Genomic DNA, 17,441 nt, shown 5'->3' with positions numbered 1-17,441 from the left:
AACCTCACAAAATATAGTAAGTCGTCCCCAGTAACATCGTTATAATAACGCATAGCCAATCAAACCAGCGTATTCTTAAATCAATGACAGATGTCCTTTTATAAGTCAGATTCAATCCTCGTGTAACAGAAGCAACTGTTAATTCGTTTCCTATTTTAATAACACTGTTTAAGAGCGGTACAATGCGGTATTCGATATATAAAATTGGCTTTTTAAAGACTAAACGTAGTGAAATACCTCGCATTTTCATTGCATCTTTAATAGATGATGACTCAGCTTTAATAGTTGGTAGAAACCTAAACATCACTGCAATCGGAATTGTAATTTTTCTAGGTATTTTCATACGCTCTAACCCTAAAATCAATGTTTCAACTTGTGTTGTTGTATATATATAATAGCCCATAATAAGTGACGGTAAAAAGCGTGTTACAATCCCTGATGGTACGAAGATAAGTAGTGTGGCAATCTGCTGCTGTCCTTCGATTATCACAAATGCTTCACCGTACCATGCTAAAATAATAACCACCATGCATGTGAAACCTATAACGTATTTACCTACTAGGATTAGCAAAAGTGCTGGTATCAACATGACAATTAACCTAAATATGATTTCGTGCCCCGTTGTACCACCAGTTAGTGCAATTAACGAGATAATAAGCATCATTAAAATTTTAATTCTTGGATCCAAATTAAATATGTGGTTGTGCGTTATTCTTTGATTGCGCATATTAAATCATACCTGCACGTTGAAAATGCTTTTTCAGAACTCTTTTCGCAAAGATGACACCAATCCAAGCTCCAATAATTGTAGTAACGATAATCACTGGTATCATGCCTAGTGAAAAGATAGCCTCTACTGTCGCTTCATAATCTGTGCCATACTTTTCCTGGATAAATGCCAAATATGAATGTCTCATAAAATAAAATGGCAACAAATTACCAATAGGCCAAAACGAAAATACAACATATCCAATACTATTTAATTTCCAACTTTTGTACTTACCCATAGCCATAATCATATCCGCAATAATAATGACTGGCACACTTAAAATCAAAGCCATCCATGGATGTCCCATAATTGCTAATATTAAACTTACGACAATACCACATATCGACAACGCACCAAATTTTTGAGTTTTTGTGATAAGTAACATAATTGGTATTCCTCCAACTAAGCCAATCATGGCTGGAAGTAAGAGCATAAAAATGGGGATTATACCTAAGATACCTGGAGGTGCTATAAAAATGAAGTATACTGCCGTAAAGAGGCCTATATTTATTAAATCCTTTATATCAATCTTGCTTTTTTTCATCGGCAACTCCCTCTTTACATATAACTAAAACATACGTGTCTCATTTATTTCAAACATACTATAATTGAAAACTATTATCAATGATGACGAATTAAAAAATAGTAAGTGTCCTAATATCACATTAGTTCACTTACTATTATATACTAATTAATATTTTAAAACTAAACTTGGTGTTTCAATTCTGAACTGTTTTTTCAAATCTCTATTCTTCACTTTATCTGAAAGTGAAATACAGTAAGTTAATGTATCTCCTACCGTCTCAGTTGTTAAATAACCGTGTATAAATGAATTCGATAAGACTAGAGCTGTTAGCCCTTCCGATAAAACATAATTAAATTCTAAACTACGTAACTGTATCGTCTGTTTATCTTTCACAGTAACTTCAATCATATCTTTTAGTTTATTGTTGGTTACATAAAAGGACAGATTATCGAAATCCTTTGTAAAATATGGCGTGAATCGATAATATTGTTCCTGATTCTTCACAATAGTGCTTGTCTCCTTAGCATAAGGATATTTAGCACGTTTACTACCGATACGTTTTTCAACAGTCATATTATCCACGCGCATTTCTAAAAAGACATCCCATACTTTTTCTTTCGTTAGATATGGAATAACATCATCCATCTCAACTTTAAATTTGAATTTATTTTGATCATTTAAAGTTAATGGGACATATATAAATTCTTTTTTATTACGTGATAAAAGTTTCAGCTGAATCTTTGTTGCCACGTGATTTGGGTTGATAATTGAACTTAAAAACTCTAACTCCACTTCGAAAGTTTGCTCATTAAAATTAAAACGAGACATCTTAATATCTGGTTTAACTAATTTGCTAAATTCAAAAAATGGTTCATCCTTGCCGAATTGAATGTGTAATACACCATCTTGAGCATTATAATTGTAAAATGTACCATTTTTATAGCTTTCTTCGACCATTTGATAATGCTGCATATCTTTTAAACGTGCATAGTAAAGTAAAGGTTTTAAATCGTCTTTTACTAAAGTATCAACTTCAGTTGGTACTTTTTGAATAAAATCACCTAGTGCGTCCATCCAAGCTTCTTTTTTATCATCTGCGATTTTCAATGAGAAGTTGTTTGTTCTTGAAAAAGAAAAATGGCGATCGATAAAGTACCCTAATACTTCGTGTGAATTTTCCAATGGACTGTCCAGTATTTCCTCGGTAATTAATCCCATTACTTTATAGAAATCTTTAGGCGCAACATAAGCAGAGCTCATATGTTCTCCTTCACGTTTCGTAGCATAATAATAAGATTTATCTGCAAGAACTGCAATTTTATCTGCATTAACATAAGCCTTCATTGTAAATAATTGGTCTTCTGCGCTACGTAAATCCTCTGGAAAATCAATATGATTTTCACGTAATAATGAAGTTCTATAGAACTTAGTTGGACTTAGTGTATAAATAATTCTTGAATTCGCTAGCGTAACTGAATCTTTTGTTTCTTTAAACATAGATTTAGGTACACCACGACCATTTACACCTTCCATCTTAACTAATACAACATCTGCGTGGTTACGTTCCACAAATTTCGATACATCAGTCAATGTATCTTTGTGAATGTAATCGTCAGAATCCACGAAAAATACATACTCACCTTGCGCAATGTTTAAAGCAGTGTTTCTAGGTTTACCAGGGCCACCTGAATTTGTTTCAAGTTTTTCTATAATTAAATTCATTTTATTTTTGAACTTTTCAGCAATTTTTAGTGTTTGATCTGTCGAACAGTCATCCACTAAGATTACTTCAAAATGTTTCTTGTCATACGTTTGATTCTGTAAGCTCGTTAAAAGTTCAGATATATAAGTCTCTGAATTATAACTTGGTACTATAATTGAAAATTTCATAATACGCCACCTTATATAAAATGGGCTAAATACAATCAACATTATTCTTTAAGCATGTCACTTTTCTTTCTTAAGTATACCAACCATGCCTTATTTATTGTTGTACTTAACCCATATATTTTAAATGCTATTTTATTGCTTTTGTTATTAACTGCCAAATATATTTCTAACTAATCGTTCACTAGAGCGTCCATCTTGATATTTAAAGTGCTTATCTAAAAATGGCTCTACTTTTTCAACTTCAAAATCTTGTTGATCTAATGCAGTTATCAATTCACTAAATGATTCTACAATTTTTCCAGGAACAAAGGTTTCATATGGTTCATAGAAGTCACGTGAAGTAATATAATCTTCTAAATCAAATGCATAGAAAAGCATAGGACGTTTAAATACTGCAAATTCATAAACAAGTGATGAATAATCACTAATCAAAATATCTGTGATAAATAAGATATCGTTTACTTCTCTAAAATCAGAAACGTCAATGAAGTAATCTTGATATTCTCTAGGAATCTCTAATCTATTTTTCACGAACGGATGCATTTTAAATAGTACAACTGCATTATTTTCACGGCAATAGCGTGCAAATCTAGCGAAATCTATTTTAAAGAATGGGTAGTGTGCAGTATGGTGTCCGCTTCCTCTAAAGGTTGGTGCAAATAGAATTACCTTTTTCCCTTTAACAATTGGCAATTCTGCTTCCATCTCTTCAATAATTTGTTTTTCATAGGCATCATCGAATAAAATATCTGTTCTTGGCACACCAGTCGGAATTATGTTTTGCTCTTTTATTCCAAAAGCTTCTCCATAAAATGGAATATCTGTTTCTGATGATACAAATGCCTTCGTATAATTTCTATGATTTACAGAATTGAAGAATGGACCACCTTTTTTACCTGCACGACTGTATCCTACAGTCTTAAATGCACCTACAGCATGCCACACTTGAATAATTTCTTGGCTCTTTCTAAATTTCACTGTATATAGTAATGGATGGAAATCATCTACAAAAATATAATCTGCCTTCCCTAAAAGATAAGGGAATTTGAATTTATCAGTAAAATTACGACGCGCTGAGATATTGGATTTAAATAGCGCATGTATTTTATATTTTTCATCTAAGTTTTGACGTAGCATTTCATTATACACATATTCAAAATTACCAGACATTTCCGATCTTGAATCAGAAGTAAACAATACGGTATTACCCTTTTTCAAATGGAAAAACTTAGTTACATTAAATATTGTTTGAAAAACAAAGTTTCGAACATTATATGAGTATTGATTATATTTTAACTTTGCGTTTCTAATTTTTTGTTTGAGTGGATTCATTTTTGGTGTAGGCGCTTTGAATTTTATATCTAAAACAAATTCATTCACTTCACTAGAAATCATTGGCGTAACAATATACTCTGTCTTGGTTGAGTTACCACCTTTTCTAAAAGTATACATAAAATGTTCTAGCAACAAATTATTTTTACCATTTTGTGTTGTTTCCTCATGGTATAACTCAAGCTGCTCTTCGTCTAATTCATATTGCTCAAGTTCTAACAATGATTCATTGATATGTGCTATATAATCAAAGTCGCCTTTATATACGATTAAATATTCGCCCGATGGTAAATAATTACCGTCATCTAATATCGCAACATTAAAGCGTGCTCTAAATTGATTACCTTCAATTTTTACATCATTTGCTTTCAATTCTTTCGTTTCGGTCAAGTTTCTTAACACAAATTGCTTTTTATTGATTGTAATATCTTCTACGTGACCTTCTATAAATAATTGAATACGTTCCCAATAGATATTATCAATTATTATTTTAGATTTATTCAATTTAAAAATTCCTCTCTTTTATACAGCTAACTTGTCGTGTGGCATCATTAATAAAAATTATGCTTTTACCACATCTATGCTATTAAATTTACATCGTCCATTTAATAACAGTTTTACCCCATGAAGTTGATAAATCAGTTTCAAATGCTTTAACAGCATCATTAATTGTTTTCACTTCAAATTCACTACCTTTAAGTAATGATAATTTTTCAACAACATCTGGATTATGCTTATAGAAGTCAGCAATATCTTTAAAATCTTGCGCACCACTTCTACTACTACCGCTCATAGTTATACCTTTTTCAAGTACTAATCTCGTATTAACTTCAATAGGGTACTCGCTCACACCCAACAGACAGATTGTGCCTTCTGGAGCGATTAAGTCGATAATTTGATTTACTGCAGATTGACTACCTTTACCTCCGACACATTCAAAGCCATGATCAAATGTAATGTGTTCCGGAACGTCATGAATATGGTAGATATGATCTACAAATGAAAAGTGACTGAGTTTATAATCCGTCTTACCAAAAACAGAAATCTCAGCATTAGGATATAATTTGCGTAATAATATAGCAGTGATGTAGCCTAAGTTGCCATCACCCCATATGCCAAAGCTATTTTTATTTGCATTCGATTTACGTTCAAAACGTTGAATTGCATGCCAACTCACACTGACTAATTCTGAATATGCAATCGTGCTTAAGTCTTCAATGCTTTCATCGATTTCAACCACACGATCATGATCCATAAATACGTAGTCTTGCATAAATCCATCAAAGCCACTCGATCTAAATTTACTGCTAGGCAAGTAATTTTCTGCTATAACATCGTCTTTTTCAATAGGTGTATTGGGTACTAATATCACTTTTGTTCCTATTTTATAAATACCTTGACTGTCATAGACCACTTCACCAACACCTTCATGAATTAAAGACATTGGTAATTTCTTTTTCATGACTTTTTCGTCTCTACTGCCTGTATAATAGCGTTGATCTGCAGCACAAATAGACAAGTATAAAGGTCTAATAATAACTTTGTTACTCTTAATATCTTCATTATTATAGGTAACTTCAAATTGTCTTGGTGCTACGAGTTGATAAACTTGATTAATCACTCATCATCCCACCTTTTATGATTGAATTTGCGACTTTTAGATCATAAGGTGTTGTAATTTTAATATTATAAAGTTCTCCCATAACTAATTTCACTTTTTTATTAGCTACGACGAGAATTTTACATGCGTCGGTCATAATTTGTTTATCGTCATCTGATAATTCATTATAACTATTTCTTAATAAATTAACATTAAACGATTGTGGCGTCTGACCTTGATACATCTCACTTCGAACAGGAATAGATTGTATAGAATCTCCATTTTCTGAAGTAATAATTGTATCAGTCGCTGTTATTACAGTATCCACTGCACCATATTCCAATACATTATCTATGTTCTCTTTAATTATACGGCGTGTTAAAAATGGTCTAACTGCATCGTGTGTCACAATTACGTCGTCGTCATTGATACCGTGTTCTGCTTCAGCAGCATTTATAATGTTCATAATTGTTTCATTACGATCCGATCCACCTTGAACAACTTCAACTCTTTCGTCGTCTATATTATGTTTACGTAATGTATCTTTCGTATGTGATATCCACTTTTGTGGTGTTGCGATATATATCTTATCAAATTCACTTGTTAATAAAAATTTTTCAACTGTATGCACTAAAATCGGTTTTCCATCTAAATCTAAAAATTGTTTAGGTAATGGTACATTCCCCATACGTGAACCTATACCACCTGCTAAAATCCCACCATAAATCATATTTTTCCTCCTAAATAACTATACTATTTAATAGTAATTTTTAATTTTTCATTTATCTATAATAAAGTTTGTTTTCATTACGGTTATTATTAAAACTCTCGATTATTAAGATATCTATATTAAGATATTAATTCCTACACAATAATATATCAATTTTTGTTTAATTACGATATTGATTTAAGATATTAATTCTTATGCATAATATATCAACTTTCTGAGGCTATTTCTACTTATTTCCTTTTTAATTCATCCGTAATAGTATTTGATATCCACTTTTTTGTTAAAAAGTTCCACTTTTATTCTATTTTTCAAATGACTCCTACAATATTTTATGTGTTAATTTACACATAATTAGCGTTATTCAACATTAATTTTTCAGAATATATTTACAATTCCGAATTTTATTAGTATATTCGTACGTATCAGCGATGATTTAGCCTGATTTTTACGGGGAATTAGACTTTATCTGACCTATATTAGTGCGAATGTTTTATAGTTTTAGAATGTTAATGCACTTCATATAAGTAGGTGCTATTAGATTCTTTATCATCAAAAGTATTCTTATGATAAATACTGGGAGGGAAACATTATGAATAAATCAGAGCAATTGATTCATGAAGATAGTAAATACTTCGCAAAACCAGGCCGCATCAAATATTATCCATTGGCGATTTCACATGGATATGGAGCAACGCTTGTTGATATGGAGGGCAATACATATATCGACCTTTTGGCTAGCGCAAGTTCTCAAAATGTTGGACATGCACCCGAACCTGTTACTGAAGCGATTAAGGCTCAAGTAGATCAGTTCATCCACTATACACCTGCATATATGTACCACGAACCCCTTGTTAAATTAGCTAAAAAAATCTGTGAAATTTCACCTGGTACATATGACAAACGTGTATTATTTGGTCTATCTGGTTCTGATGCCAACGATGGCATTGTTAAGCTAGCACGTGCATATACGGGTAGACCTTATATTATTAGTTTTGTTAATGCATATCATGGATCAACTTATGGTTCACTTTCTATGTCTGCTATTAGTTTAAATATGCGCAAACATTATGGTCCAATGTTACCAGGCTTCTATCACATTCCTTTTCCAGATAACTATCGCGGCATGTTCGGTAATACACAACCTAATACTGTGGATGAATATTTGGCACCACTGAAGGAAATGTTTGAAAAGTATGTGCCTGCCGATGAAGTTGCCTGTATTATGATAGAAACGATACAAGGTGATGGTGGTTTATTAGAACCCGTAGATGGTTACTTTGAGGCATTACAAACATTATGCAAAACACATGGTATTTTACTTGCAGTCGATGACATCCAACAAGGTTTAGGGCGTACTGGAAGTTGGAGCTCCGTTACACATTACAATATTGAACCAGACCTCATTACTTTCGGAAAATCTTTGGCTGGCGGCCTTCCAATGTCCGCAATTGTGGGACGCGCTGAAATTATGGATTATTTAGAGCCACCTGCACACTTATTCACGACGGGTGCAAATCCTGTTAGCTGTGAGGCTGCATTAGCAACACTTTCAATGATTGAAGATCAAGATTTATTAACTGCGAGCACAGACAAGGGACACTATGTGCGTCAACGTATGGATTTATGGGAGTCACAATATGACAGCGTAGGAGATGTTCGAGGAAAAGGTCTATCTATTGGTATCGATATTGTTTCTGATAAACAAGCTAAGACCCGTGATGCGGACGGTGCATTAAAAATCTGTAATCGTTGTTTCGACAATGGAGTAATCATTATTGCAGTTGCAGGTAATGTACTGAGATTCCAACCTCCATTGGTTATTACATATGAACAATTAGATACAGCATTAGATGTAATTGAAGCTGCCATTAAAGATTACGAATCTGGTGAATTGGATAATTATAATATTGCTGGACAAGGTTGGTAACTTATATTCATCCCAAAAAACGGATGCATATCGCAAAGATATGCATCCGTTTTTTATTTTTAATATACCCCTATGTTTTACCTATTACCTACGTCATGACCAATTTCAACTGAGTGGTCATTTTTATTATAAAGTGCTGCTTGAATACTACCAAAGTTTGGATCATTACGTTTTTCTTCAATATCAAAACCTAAGCTCTTGAATATATCAATATCTTGCTTATTAGTCGCATTTTCATAGAATATCTTGCCACCGTCGTTATAAAAACGTGGTTTATCTATTGATTCTTGTAATGTACCATCACCTCTGAGGTAATCTATCAAGACTTCATTAATTGTGGTTGGAATTTTATTACCACCTGGCGTACCAATACCCATATAGTAATCTGGACCAACGACAATACTTGGAGCGGTAAATGAACGTGGTTCTTTATGCTTATCTCCATAGTTGGGACTTGCTGGATTAGAAGAGAAGTTACCTAATGAGTTATTCATATAGAATCCTTCTTTCATATACTTACCAGAACCAAAGAAGCTTGCTAGTGTATTCGTGGTACTCGTTAATTTCCCATCTTTGTCAATAACTACAAAGTGTGTCGTACTCGTATTATCTACATTATTGGTATTAAAATTACTATTAAAGTTAACTTCATTTAGCTTGCCTAATAAATAATCTTGCGATAAATATTCATCAAAGTCTTGATCTTGACCATTTATAATATCGCGGTTTCTGTACATCAATGCTCTCGACTTTAAAATGCCAGTTATGTAATCTAAACGATTGTCTGGCGCACCTTGATTGTCAGTCGCCTCATCAATTTCCAGTCCTTGCAACATTAATGTACCTCCCAATGGGTTAGACGCTGAGTAAACTTTATTATTTAAATAATCTGTACTTACAGGTTCTTTTTTCTGTGTTTTATAGCTTTCAAAATCTTTATTAGTGAGTTTATCGTCTAATTGCTTAGATACACTTTCACCAATTTCATCATAGAAATAATCTGGACCTTTATCTCTAATGCCTTTGATTGTCTTAGCCAATGCCGGTTGTTTTACAACATCGCCTTCTCTTTTGGTTTGTTTTCCATCAAAGAATGGTGAGTTTCTATCGACATCTGAACCATATAACTTCAGACTTCGCTCTAGTTCCGAATCTACTTCAAATCCATCTTCAGCCAAAGGAATGACATAATCGAGAATTTTCTTCTCATCCATTTTTCCACCTTCTTTATGTGCATCATGCAAACCACGCACAAAACCAGGTGTACCAATTTTATCTTTTTGTTTAAAGTTAAATGAAGAAATATCCTTGTATTGCCATTGCTTAGGTGCGACATTTTCTTGTCCATCGTAAGATAACATCGCCCCACCACCGCCTAAACCAGAGGAGTGTGGCTCAGTGATAGCTAGCGCATAAGAAACACCCATTGATGCATCTATAGCATTACCACCATCTTTTAATATTTTTTCGCCCACACGCGTTGCGATTGGGTTATTTGAAGCGACACCGTAATTTTTTTCTGAAAGTTCTTGATCATGATCAGCTATTTTATTCTCATATAAATCGTCTTTATTATAATTATCTTTTTTAGTAATCATAAAAAAGAGAAATGATATAAGTATGGTAAGGAGTAATATTACGATGAGCGTTTTCTTTTTATAAATACTCATACTTATGCTCCTTTAGATAAATAATGATGGTGAGACGTTTTTAGCTCACTTTGTTCGTATTGATCTAAGCCTTCATTTGCTCTCGCAAAAACAATTAATAAGAAAATGATTAACACGATTGAAATAACAGTTATGCTTACCCAATGATTTTTAATGTTCATATACGTAACCTCCATTCTCTTTTTTAAATTCAATACCCTTACCTTTGATATTATTTAATAATTTTCTTTCTTCAACTGCATTTGGTGAGGATTTCGTAATCTTTCCACCTTGAGATTTAATAGGTGTCACCATAAATTTAGATTGCTGGCCATTCCAATTTTGCTGTACCATTAATCCTTGTTTATTTTTAGATAAAAAACCTTCTGAAGTAACATTACCTAAGCTGTAAAAAATATCAGTATTTTTATATTTTTCAATTTCTTGAACAACTGAATTGTGACCGATAACAACATCAGCGCCCGCATCTGATAATGAATGTGCGTATTTTTTTTGCCTAGTCGTTACCGAGCGTTCATCTGTGATACCCCAATCAACGTTAACAACTACAAAGTCATTTTTCTCCTTTAATTTTTTAATTAAAGGAACATAGATATTAGGTTCTAAACTTATTGAAGTTGTATTTTTTATTGGGTCTGTGTAATCAGACTCAACATCCGTAAGGGATACATTAGCAACTTTTTTTCCTTTTACTGTTTGTTGAACCGTTTTACTATTGATGGGATTGGAACCATTACCTGTAAGATAATTGTACCCAGTTTGAGACTCTACGGATTTCATAAAATCTCTTGCTGTTATATTGTCGGTCACTTCGTTAATCACACTTAAACTTTTGAAATTCAGACCTTTTAAAAACAGTACATTTTCTAAATTTTTGTCGATATTCGTTTTTCTATCATTTGAAAATTTTGACATTTTTAAACTTGCAGTGGAATAGTCACTTCCTTTTAAAACATCGCGTATCGCAAAGAACGCATCATTTAAATTGTTTTTTCGAATGTGCTTGTTTAACTCAATGTTTCCTAAATACGTCAACTTGATTTCATTCTGTCCTTTACCCATTGCTTTTACTGGTTCGACTTTTTGTGCTGTAACTGCAAATACTAAAAGCACCAGTGCAATTGCCAAGATGATGCCGGTATAGATTGAATTCCTTTTTTTGTGTCGCTTCGTCCACTTGAGTATGCGTTCTTCTATTGAAAATTTCTTAGAATGCTTCATATTTCATGCTCCTTACTAGTTGATAAAACTATAAAAGAATAAGATGACGTAAGTAATACATGTTAATAACATACATGTCGACAAAGTAATAATGACACCTTGTTTTTGAATTGTATTGGCTATTATTCCTGGAATTACAACACCAATACCTGACATTTCAACCATTTCAAACGGGGTTAAAGGATAAATTAAATCGAACACAAATTTTAATACCATACCCGTCAGTATCATCGCAGCAAATTTTCGACGTCCGTATAAAATCACAAAACGACTAATGCCATGATTGACAATGAAGTATGTAATACAGCTAATCACTAGTACGGATAACAACATGACTGGCTGATCAAAGATTAACGCTAAATATCCTGGTACTACTAAACCAGCAGGGCTGATACCAAACTTTTCAGCAAATATTAAACTTAATACGATGCCTACAAATAATGAAAAATATAACTCTGAACCTATCATATTATTTGATCCCTTCTATATACTGTGCTATTTGTTTACCTGGTCCGTGAATATTTCCTACACAGAACATCAAAGCATTTTGAGATTCTTCGAAAACCGCACGTTCAACTTCTTTTATATCTCTACCTTCAAAGTTTAAATATTTCTTATCGGGTTGACCTCTCATCACATCTGTTACCATTTGCGTACTCTTACCAGTACAGATTAATGTGTCGAAATCTACTTCTGTGATAAAGTCTTCACAGAATTGTCTTGTTCTATCAATCCTGTCCGAACGGCAATTCAGGATAATCACAATTTTGTTGTAAGGGTAATTGTATGTCTCTACTTTGTTCAAAATCGCCTTTGTTGATTGTGGTTCATTTGCTGCAAAAGCATTTACATATACGTTAGTAGATTGATTTGCATTGTAATATTTAACTTCTACCGCGCCAACATCTGGCGGAGCATTTAACATACCAGCCAATGCCGTTTCTCTATCAATACCTAACGCTTCTGCAACACCCATTGCAATTGCAACATTATCGGGGAATACAATATAACCAAATTTTCTTAAAAATGATTCTGGTACTTCTTCTTTATCTACGACAATCAGCTTTGTTTTTCTTCTTTTTGCCACTTTTGCAAAAAACTTTGTATAATCATCTTTCATCACAACTAAATGACCTCGATAAGGAATTGTTGCAGTAAAGGCCTCTGCAACTTCATCTAAAGTTGGGCCTAAGACATCCATATGGTCTTCCATTACATTTACAATGACACCAATATTGGCTTTAACAAGATCCTTTTGAAAGGTAATTTGATAATCAGGGTTAACCGCCATACATTCATTTACTAAGGCATTCCCTTTTTGTCTTACAACCTTTCGGATGATGTCACGTTGTTCACCAATGTTTGCACCTTGTGGTTTTCTATGTACAGGAAATTCCTTCGGTGTAAACCAGTACAACATTCGAGCATCTGTTCCAGTTGTTTTACCAATTACGCGATATTGATCTTCACGCAAAATACTATAAATCAACCTTGTAATTGTAGATTTACCTCTAATACCATTTATATTGATGCGTACAGGAATTTTCTCTAATCTATCAGAATGTCGTCGTTTCTCGACAATACCTAACCAAAGAATAAGTCCTACACAAATTATGATAAGTAGCAAATGTTTGTCCCTCTTTTCACTCAGACTGTTATTTTTTATGTATAAAGTTGAGAAATAATGATTGATTAACATAATGAACATATTTTCTTTATAATTCGTTTAGTAATGTTAAATCTACATCTCTTTCAATATAGACATGCTATCACGCAGTTATTGATTTAATATAAACACTTTAAAGTCACTATTAACAAATTGTAAACCAACCTTTACAATACATGTAAAATGAAATTATTTTAAATTCAAAAAGCCTTAACAGCGGTATTTTAATATTTTTAGCGAACAAATGAATTTCTTATTATTTTTTTAAAATATTTTTAATCCTCTACAATCTTTTTCAGAAAACAAAAATATAATATTTACTGCAACTTTACATGATATTAAAATTTAGATGTTACTTTATATGTATAGAGATATTTCGTGGACATATAGGAGGCAGTTTTATGAGTAAACCAGTTAAGTTAGTTGTTTCAATTTATCTTGCAGTTGTGGCAATTATTTGTTGTGGCTATCTTATTATGATTTTAGTTGGTAGTTTCCAAGGGAATGATATGCGAGGCTCAGTTTTAGACGCAGATAGCACTAAAAATATTGAAAACGTAGATAATATCGATAATACTTCTAACTCAACAACGACTGAATCAACTGCTGTACCAAAAGGATCACAGTCAAGTATCCATAACCACTCAAACAAACTGTCAATATTAGAAAATAACAAAAATCATACATGGCCTTTAGATAATTCAACTTCTAAAGTACATGTATGATTTTTTAATTGTGTATACTTTATAACTCCTCACTTTTTAAATATAAATATAAATATGAATATCAAAATGACATACTCATCCCCTCAAATTTCCCAACAAGAATGCTTCTAAGCACATTAAATTCAAAATATTCGGTATAATTAATGTGTATAGTATTTTACAGTAAAGGAGTTTTTAAAAATGAGTAAATTTACCGAAACAGAGAAAGTACAAATTTTAAAAGATTTAGTAGGCATTAAATCTGTCAATGATAATGAAATTGAAGTTTGTAACTATCTCAAGGATTTACTTGCTCAACATGGCATAGACTCTAAAGTAATCAAGATTAGTGATACGCGTGCAAATTTAGTAGCAGAAATTGGTGAATCTGGCCCTGTTCTAGGTATTTCAGGTCATATGGATGTTGTATCAGCTGGTGATTACAAGAAATGGACATATGATCCGTTCACTTTAACAGAAAAAGATGGTAAGCTCTATGGCCGTGGGTCAGCAGATATGAAATCAGGCTTAGCTGCATTGGTCCTCAGTTTAATTGACATACATGACCAAGGACTATTAACAACAGGTCGAATTCGTTTATTAGCAACTGCTGGTGAGGAAATTGTCGGAGAAGGTGCGAAAGCATTCCAAGAACAAGGTTATATGAAAGACGTAGATGCACTTGTCATTGCCGAACCTTCTCAAGATAGAATTATTTATGCACATAAAGGATCAATGGATATCCGCGTCATTTCAAGAGGTAAGGCTTCTCATAGTTCTATGCCACAACTCGGTTTTAATGCGATATCTCCTCTAGTGAAGTTTGTCTATAAAGCAGATGAAGGATTTAAAAAATTTGAACAGCATAATGATTTATTGGGAAATGCATTGATGAATGCCACAATTTTTAACGGTGGTAATCAAGTTAACTCTATCCCTGAACATGCTGAATCTGAATTTAACATTCGTACAATTCCCGAACACGATAACGAACAATTTATTAGTTATTTTAATGATATTTTAAAACAAGTTGAAACAGATAAAACTGATATTGAAATTGATACGTATATGTCTCGTCCTCCTGTTTATACAACCGGTCAAAATAAATTAGCGACATTAGCGCATGATATGGGCACAAAATATTTAAACACGGATTTACCATTTGAAGCTTCACCAGGTGTTACTGATGCTTCAGATTTATTAGTTGATAAAGACGAAGATTTCTCATTTATTATGTACGTTCCTGGATTAGTCAGCCAAGCGCATCAAGTAGACGAATATGTTGAAAAATCTATTTATCTTACTTTTATTGACTTGTATACGGAATTCTTCACAACATATTTAAAAAATATATAATAGGATTCTTATTTGTTGAATATACCCTTTCTACATGCATAACTAAATAACGAACGTATTATCACAAAAATATTCACTAGTTCAAAAGGGCTGGGACAGAAACCTTTTTAAAAATTTAGGTTTCTATTCCACTCTTTTTTTGTTAATTTTATAGTTTGTCATAATGTACTTAGCTGTTTTTGATACTGTTTAGGTGTCATTTGATACGCTTCTTTAAAGACTTTAATAAAATAACTAGTAGTAGAAAAACCACATGCCATCCCAATCTCAGTTATCGAATACTGTTCATCTCTTTTGAGCATATACATACTTTGTTCTAAACGATATTTAGTCAAGTATTCAAATGGCGTTTGCTTTACATATTTCTTAAATAATTTAATCGTTTCTGCTTCACTTAAGTAAATCAACTGACTTAAGTGTTTCAATGTCACCTTCTCAGAAAAATGCTGCTGTATATACAACATTACTTGTTTAATTCTGGCATCAAATTTATATGTAAAATCGTTTGGTTCGTGATCTATAATATATAATAAACACTTCAATGTATGATAAAAGTGCATCATGATATCTAAATCAAAATACTGCTCTTTGTCATTATATATTTTGCCTACCGTTTCAACGATATTCAATAAACGATTATGATATACATTCCACTGAGATAAAAATATATATGGGACGTCTTGTGCTTGTTGTACAATTTGATTTATATATTTATATTCCATGTAATTTGTAACGTCTGGTATACCAATATTCCAACAATAGAATTCACTAAATTGCTCTATTTCTTGAATCTCATGCACAATATCCGAATTTATGAATATACCGTCACCTTTATCAAGCAGTTTCTCTTTATTCCCTATGATGATTTTAAGTTGTCCCTTAATAACAAATACAAATTGTAATGCGCGATGCCAATGAATAGGAATATAGCCCATTGTCATTTCATTCAATTTTGTTTTTAATACAATATGCTTCCAGTTACGATCCTCATATTGAATGCGTTCTTCTCCATTACTCTCTAAATGAACATCTTTATACATTTTCGCCACCTCAATATATTGCTATTTTTAACGTGTTTAATTGTATTATAACAATATTTTTTACGCTATATTTTAATATATTAGTAAATGAAGGTGATAAAATGGAAAATAAACAACGCTTAATCGGCATTATCTTGGCAATTTTAGGTGCTTCTTTTTGGGGATTAGGTGGCACAGTATCTGATTACTTATTTCAGCATCAAGGCGTAGACATTAACTGGTATGTTACTGCTCGTCTGTTAGTGAGTGGTTTCATTCTATTATTAATCTTTAAAATATTGAACCCTAAACTAACTATATTTTCAGTATTTCATAATGTCCAAAGTACAATTCAACTATTGATATTCTCAATTTTCGGCATGCTACTTGTACAATATTCTTACATGGCGTCAATAAACTTTGGTAATGCTGCCGTTGCAACTTTATTACAATATATCGCACCAGTTTATATCATCGTTTGGTTTGTTCTACGTCAAAAAGCAAATTTTAAATTATTTGATCTAATTGCAATTCTGTTAACGATATCTGGAACTTTCCTCTTATTAACAAACGGCTCTATCCATAATCTTGTAGTACCTAGTTCTAGTGTCATATGGGGAATTATTTCTGGACTATCACTCGCTTTTTATACAATTTATGCAGGTAAGTTATTAATCAAATTCCCAGCTATACTCGTGGTAGGTTGGGCGATGCTCATTTCTGGTATATTAATGAATTTTAAAGCGCCAATTTGGCAATTCAATATTACACATTTAAACTTTGCTAACATATCTTATTTAACATTTGGTATTATCTTTGGCACAGCAATGGCATTTTTCTTCTTTATTAAAAGTTTAAATTATTTATCCGCGAAGGAAACCACTCTTTTTGGTACCATTGAGCCAGTAATGGCTATAGTTGCAAGCGCATTTTGGTTGAAAGTAAGTTTTCTACCCTATCAATTATTAGGCATTTTGCTTATTATCATTTTGATACTAACCCTTTCTTTAAAAAAAGAACAAGAACGTTAA

Annotated in this window: 16 protein-coding genes; 4 read left to right on the top strand and 12 right to left on the bottom strand. The window is 32.5% G+C overall.

Annotation, left to right across the window (positions count from 1 at the left end; all coding sequences use genetic code 11):
* Positions 1–4: 4 nt before the first annotated feature.
* The 6 genes from ACSULM_RS08500 to ACSULM_RS08475 form a co-directional block, all read right to left on the bottom strand.
* Positions 5–727: an energy-coupling factor transporter transmembrane component T gene (locus ACSULM_RS08500; RefSeq protein ID WP_436862086.1), complete on the bottom strand. Its 723-nt coding sequence runs from the start codon at positions 725–727 to the stop codon at positions 5–7.
* A gap of 1 nt (position 728) precedes the next feature.
* A complete protein-coding gene (locus tag ACSULM_RS08495; protein ID WP_436862084.1) occupies positions 729–1,313 on the bottom strand; it encodes an MptD family putative ECF transporter S component in 585 nt (194 codons plus the stop codon).
* A gap of 147 nt (positions 1,314–1,460) precedes the next feature.
* Positions 1,461–3,185 (bottom strand): glycosyltransferase, encoded by a 1,725-nt coding sequence (locus ACSULM_RS08490; protein WP_436862082.1) that lies wholly within the window; start codon positions 3,183–3,185, stop codon positions 1,461–1,463.
* A 147-nt stretch (positions 3,186–3,332) separates the two neighbouring features.
* A complete protein-coding gene (gene tarL, locus ACSULM_RS08485; RefSeq protein WP_436862081.1) occupies positions 3,333–5,021 on the bottom strand; it encodes a teichoic acid ribitol-phosphate polymerase TarL in 1,689 nt (562 codons plus the stop codon).
* Positions 5,022–5,109: 88 nt separating this feature from the next.
* The gene (locus tag ACSULM_RS08480) at positions 5,110–6,138 is read right to left on the bottom strand and encodes an alcohol dehydrogenase catalytic domain-containing protein (RefSeq protein WP_436862079.1); all 1,029 of its coding nucleotides are present in this window, start codon (positions 6,136–6,138) and stop codon (positions 5,110–5,112) included.
* Positions 6,131–6,847 (bottom strand): D-ribitol-5-phosphate cytidylyltransferase, encoded by a 717-nt coding sequence (locus ACSULM_RS08475; protein WP_436862077.1) that lies wholly within the window; start codon positions 6,845–6,847, stop codon positions 6,131–6,133. The genes ACSULM_RS08480 and ACSULM_RS08475 overlap by 8 nt, the downstream gene beginning before the upstream one ends.
* Positions 6,848–7,436: 589 nt before the next feature.
* Between ACSULM_RS08475 and ACSULM_RS08470 the strand changes: the two genes are divergently transcribed.
* A complete protein-coding gene (locus ACSULM_RS08470) occupies positions 7,437–8,774 on the top strand; it encodes an aspartate aminotransferase family protein (RefSeq protein ID WP_436862075.1) in 1,338 nt (445 codons plus the stop codon).
* A 77-nt stretch (positions 8,775–8,851) separates the two neighbouring features.
* On the opposite strand, the gene ACSULM_RS08465 is transcribed toward ACSULM_RS08470, so the two are convergent.
* The 5 genes from ACSULM_RS08465 to pgsB are packed head-to-tail and all read right to left on the bottom strand — an operon-like array spanning position 8,852 to position 13,292.
* Entirely contained in the window at positions 8,852–10,444 is a 1,593-nt protein-coding gene (locus tag ACSULM_RS08465) for a gamma-glutamyltransferase (RefSeq protein WP_436862073.1), read from the bottom strand.
* A gap of 2 nt (positions 10,445–10,446) precedes the next feature.
* A complete protein-coding gene (locus ACSULM_RS08460; RefSeq protein WP_436862072.1) occupies positions 10,447–10,605 on the bottom strand; it encodes a hypothetical protein in 159 nt (52 codons plus the stop codon).
* The gene (locus ACSULM_RS08455; RefSeq protein ID WP_436862070.1) at positions 10,595–11,665 is read right to left on the bottom strand and encodes a CapA family protein; all 1,071 of its coding nucleotides are present in this window, start codon (positions 11,663–11,665) and stop codon (positions 10,595–10,597) included. Before ACSULM_RS08455 ends, ACSULM_RS08460 begins: the two co-directional genes overlap by 11 nt.
* A 15-nt stretch (positions 11,666–11,680) precedes the next feature.
* Positions 11,681–12,133: a poly-gamma-glutamate biosynthesis protein PgsC gene (gene pgsC / locus ACSULM_RS08450; RefSeq protein WP_436854404.1), complete on the bottom strand. Its 453-nt coding sequence runs from the start codon at positions 12,131–12,133 to the stop codon at positions 11,681–11,683.
* A gap of 1 nt (position 12,134) precedes the next feature.
* Positions 12,135–13,292 (bottom strand): poly-gamma-glutamate synthase PgsB, encoded by a 1,158-nt coding sequence (pgsB, locus tag ACSULM_RS08445; RefSeq protein WP_436862069.1) that lies wholly within the window; start codon positions 13,290–13,292, stop codon positions 12,135–12,137.
* A 440-nt stretch (positions 13,293–13,732) separates the two neighbouring features.
* Here pgsB and ACSULM_RS08440 point away from each other — a divergent pair, with 440 nt between their 5' ends.
* Together ACSULM_RS08440 and ACSULM_RS08435 are read left to right on the top strand one after the other, a co-directional pair.
* A complete protein-coding gene (locus tag ACSULM_RS08440; RefSeq protein WP_436862067.1) occupies positions 13,733–14,056 on the top strand; it encodes a hypothetical protein in 324 nt (107 codons plus the stop codon).
* Between the two features lie 180 nt (positions 14,057–14,236).
* Positions 14,237–15,391, top strand: a complete 1,155-nt coding sequence (locus tag ACSULM_RS08435; protein ID WP_436862066.1) for an ArgE/DapE family deacylase — start codon at positions 14,237–14,239, stop codon at positions 15,389–15,391.
* A gap of 158 nt (positions 15,392–15,549) precedes the next feature.
* Here ACSULM_RS08435 and ACSULM_RS08430 read toward each other — a convergent pair whose 3' ends face one another.
* Positions 15,550–16,431 (bottom strand): AraC family transcriptional regulator, encoded by an 882-nt coding sequence (locus tag ACSULM_RS08430; RefSeq protein WP_436862064.1) that lies wholly within the window; start codon positions 16,429–16,431, stop codon positions 15,550–15,552.
* Between the two features lie 101 nt (positions 16,432–16,532).
* Here ACSULM_RS08430 and ACSULM_RS08425 point away from each other — a divergent pair, with 101 nt between their 5' ends.
* Entirely contained in the window at positions 16,533–17,441 is a 909-nt protein-coding gene (locus tag ACSULM_RS08425) for a DMT family transporter (protein ID WP_436862062.1), read from the top strand.

The sequence above is a fragment of the Staphylococcus caeli genome (assembly GCF_051413795.1).
Lineage (GTDB): Bacteria > Bacillota > Bacilli > Staphylococcales > Staphylococcaceae > Staphylococcus > Staphylococcus caeli_A.
This window is presented reverse-complemented; position numbering and strand designations above follow the sequence as displayed.

Coding starts and splice junctions, on each gene's coding strand:
- ACSULM_RS08455 (WP_436862070.1), bottom strand. CDS start 11,665: ATGAAGCATTCTAAGAAATTTTCAATAGAAGAACGCATACTCAAGTGG.
- ACSULM_RS08440 (WP_436862067.1), top strand. CDS start 13,733: ATGAGTAAACCAGTTAAGTTAGTTGTTTCAATTTATCTTGCAGTTGTG.
- ACSULM_RS08475 (WP_436862077.1), bottom strand. CDS start 6,847: ATGATTTATGGTGGGATTTTAGCAGGTGGTATAGGTTCACGTATGGGG.
- ACSULM_RS08490 (WP_436862082.1), bottom strand. CDS start 3,185: ATGAAATTTTCAATTATAGTACCAAGTTATAATTCAGAGACTTATATA.
- ACSULM_RS08500 (WP_436862086.1), bottom strand. CDS start 727: ATGCGCAATCAAAGAATAACGCACAACCACATATTTAATTTGGATCCA.
- ACSULM_RS08465 (WP_436862073.1), bottom strand. CDS start 10,444: ATGAGTATTTATAAAAAGAAAACGCTCATCGTAATATTACTCCTTACC.
- ACSULM_RS08435 (WP_436862066.1), top strand. CDS start 14,237: ATGAGTAAATTTACCGAAACAGAGAAAGTACAAATTTTAAAAGATTTA.
- ACSULM_RS08430 (WP_436862064.1), bottom strand. CDS start 16,431: ATGTATAAAGATGTTCATTTAGAGAGTAATGGAGAAGAACGCATTCAA.
- ACSULM_RS08470 (WP_436862075.1), top strand. CDS start 7,437: ATGAATAAATCAGAGCAATTGATTCATGAAGATAGTAAATACTTCGCA.
- pgsC (WP_436854404.1), bottom strand. CDS start 12,133: ATGATAGGTTCAGAGTTATATTTTTCATTATTTGTAGGCATCGTATTA.
- ACSULM_RS08460 (WP_436862072.1), bottom strand. CDS start 10,605: ATGAACATTAAAAATCATTGGGTAAGCATAACTGTTATTTCAATCGTG.
- ACSULM_RS08495 (WP_436862084.1), bottom strand. CDS start 1,313: ATGAAAAAAAGCAAGATTGATATAAAGGATTTAATAAATATAGGCCTC.
- ACSULM_RS08425 (WP_436862062.1), top strand. CDS start 16,533: ATGGAAAATAAACAACGCTTAATCGGCATTATCTTGGCAATTTTAGGT.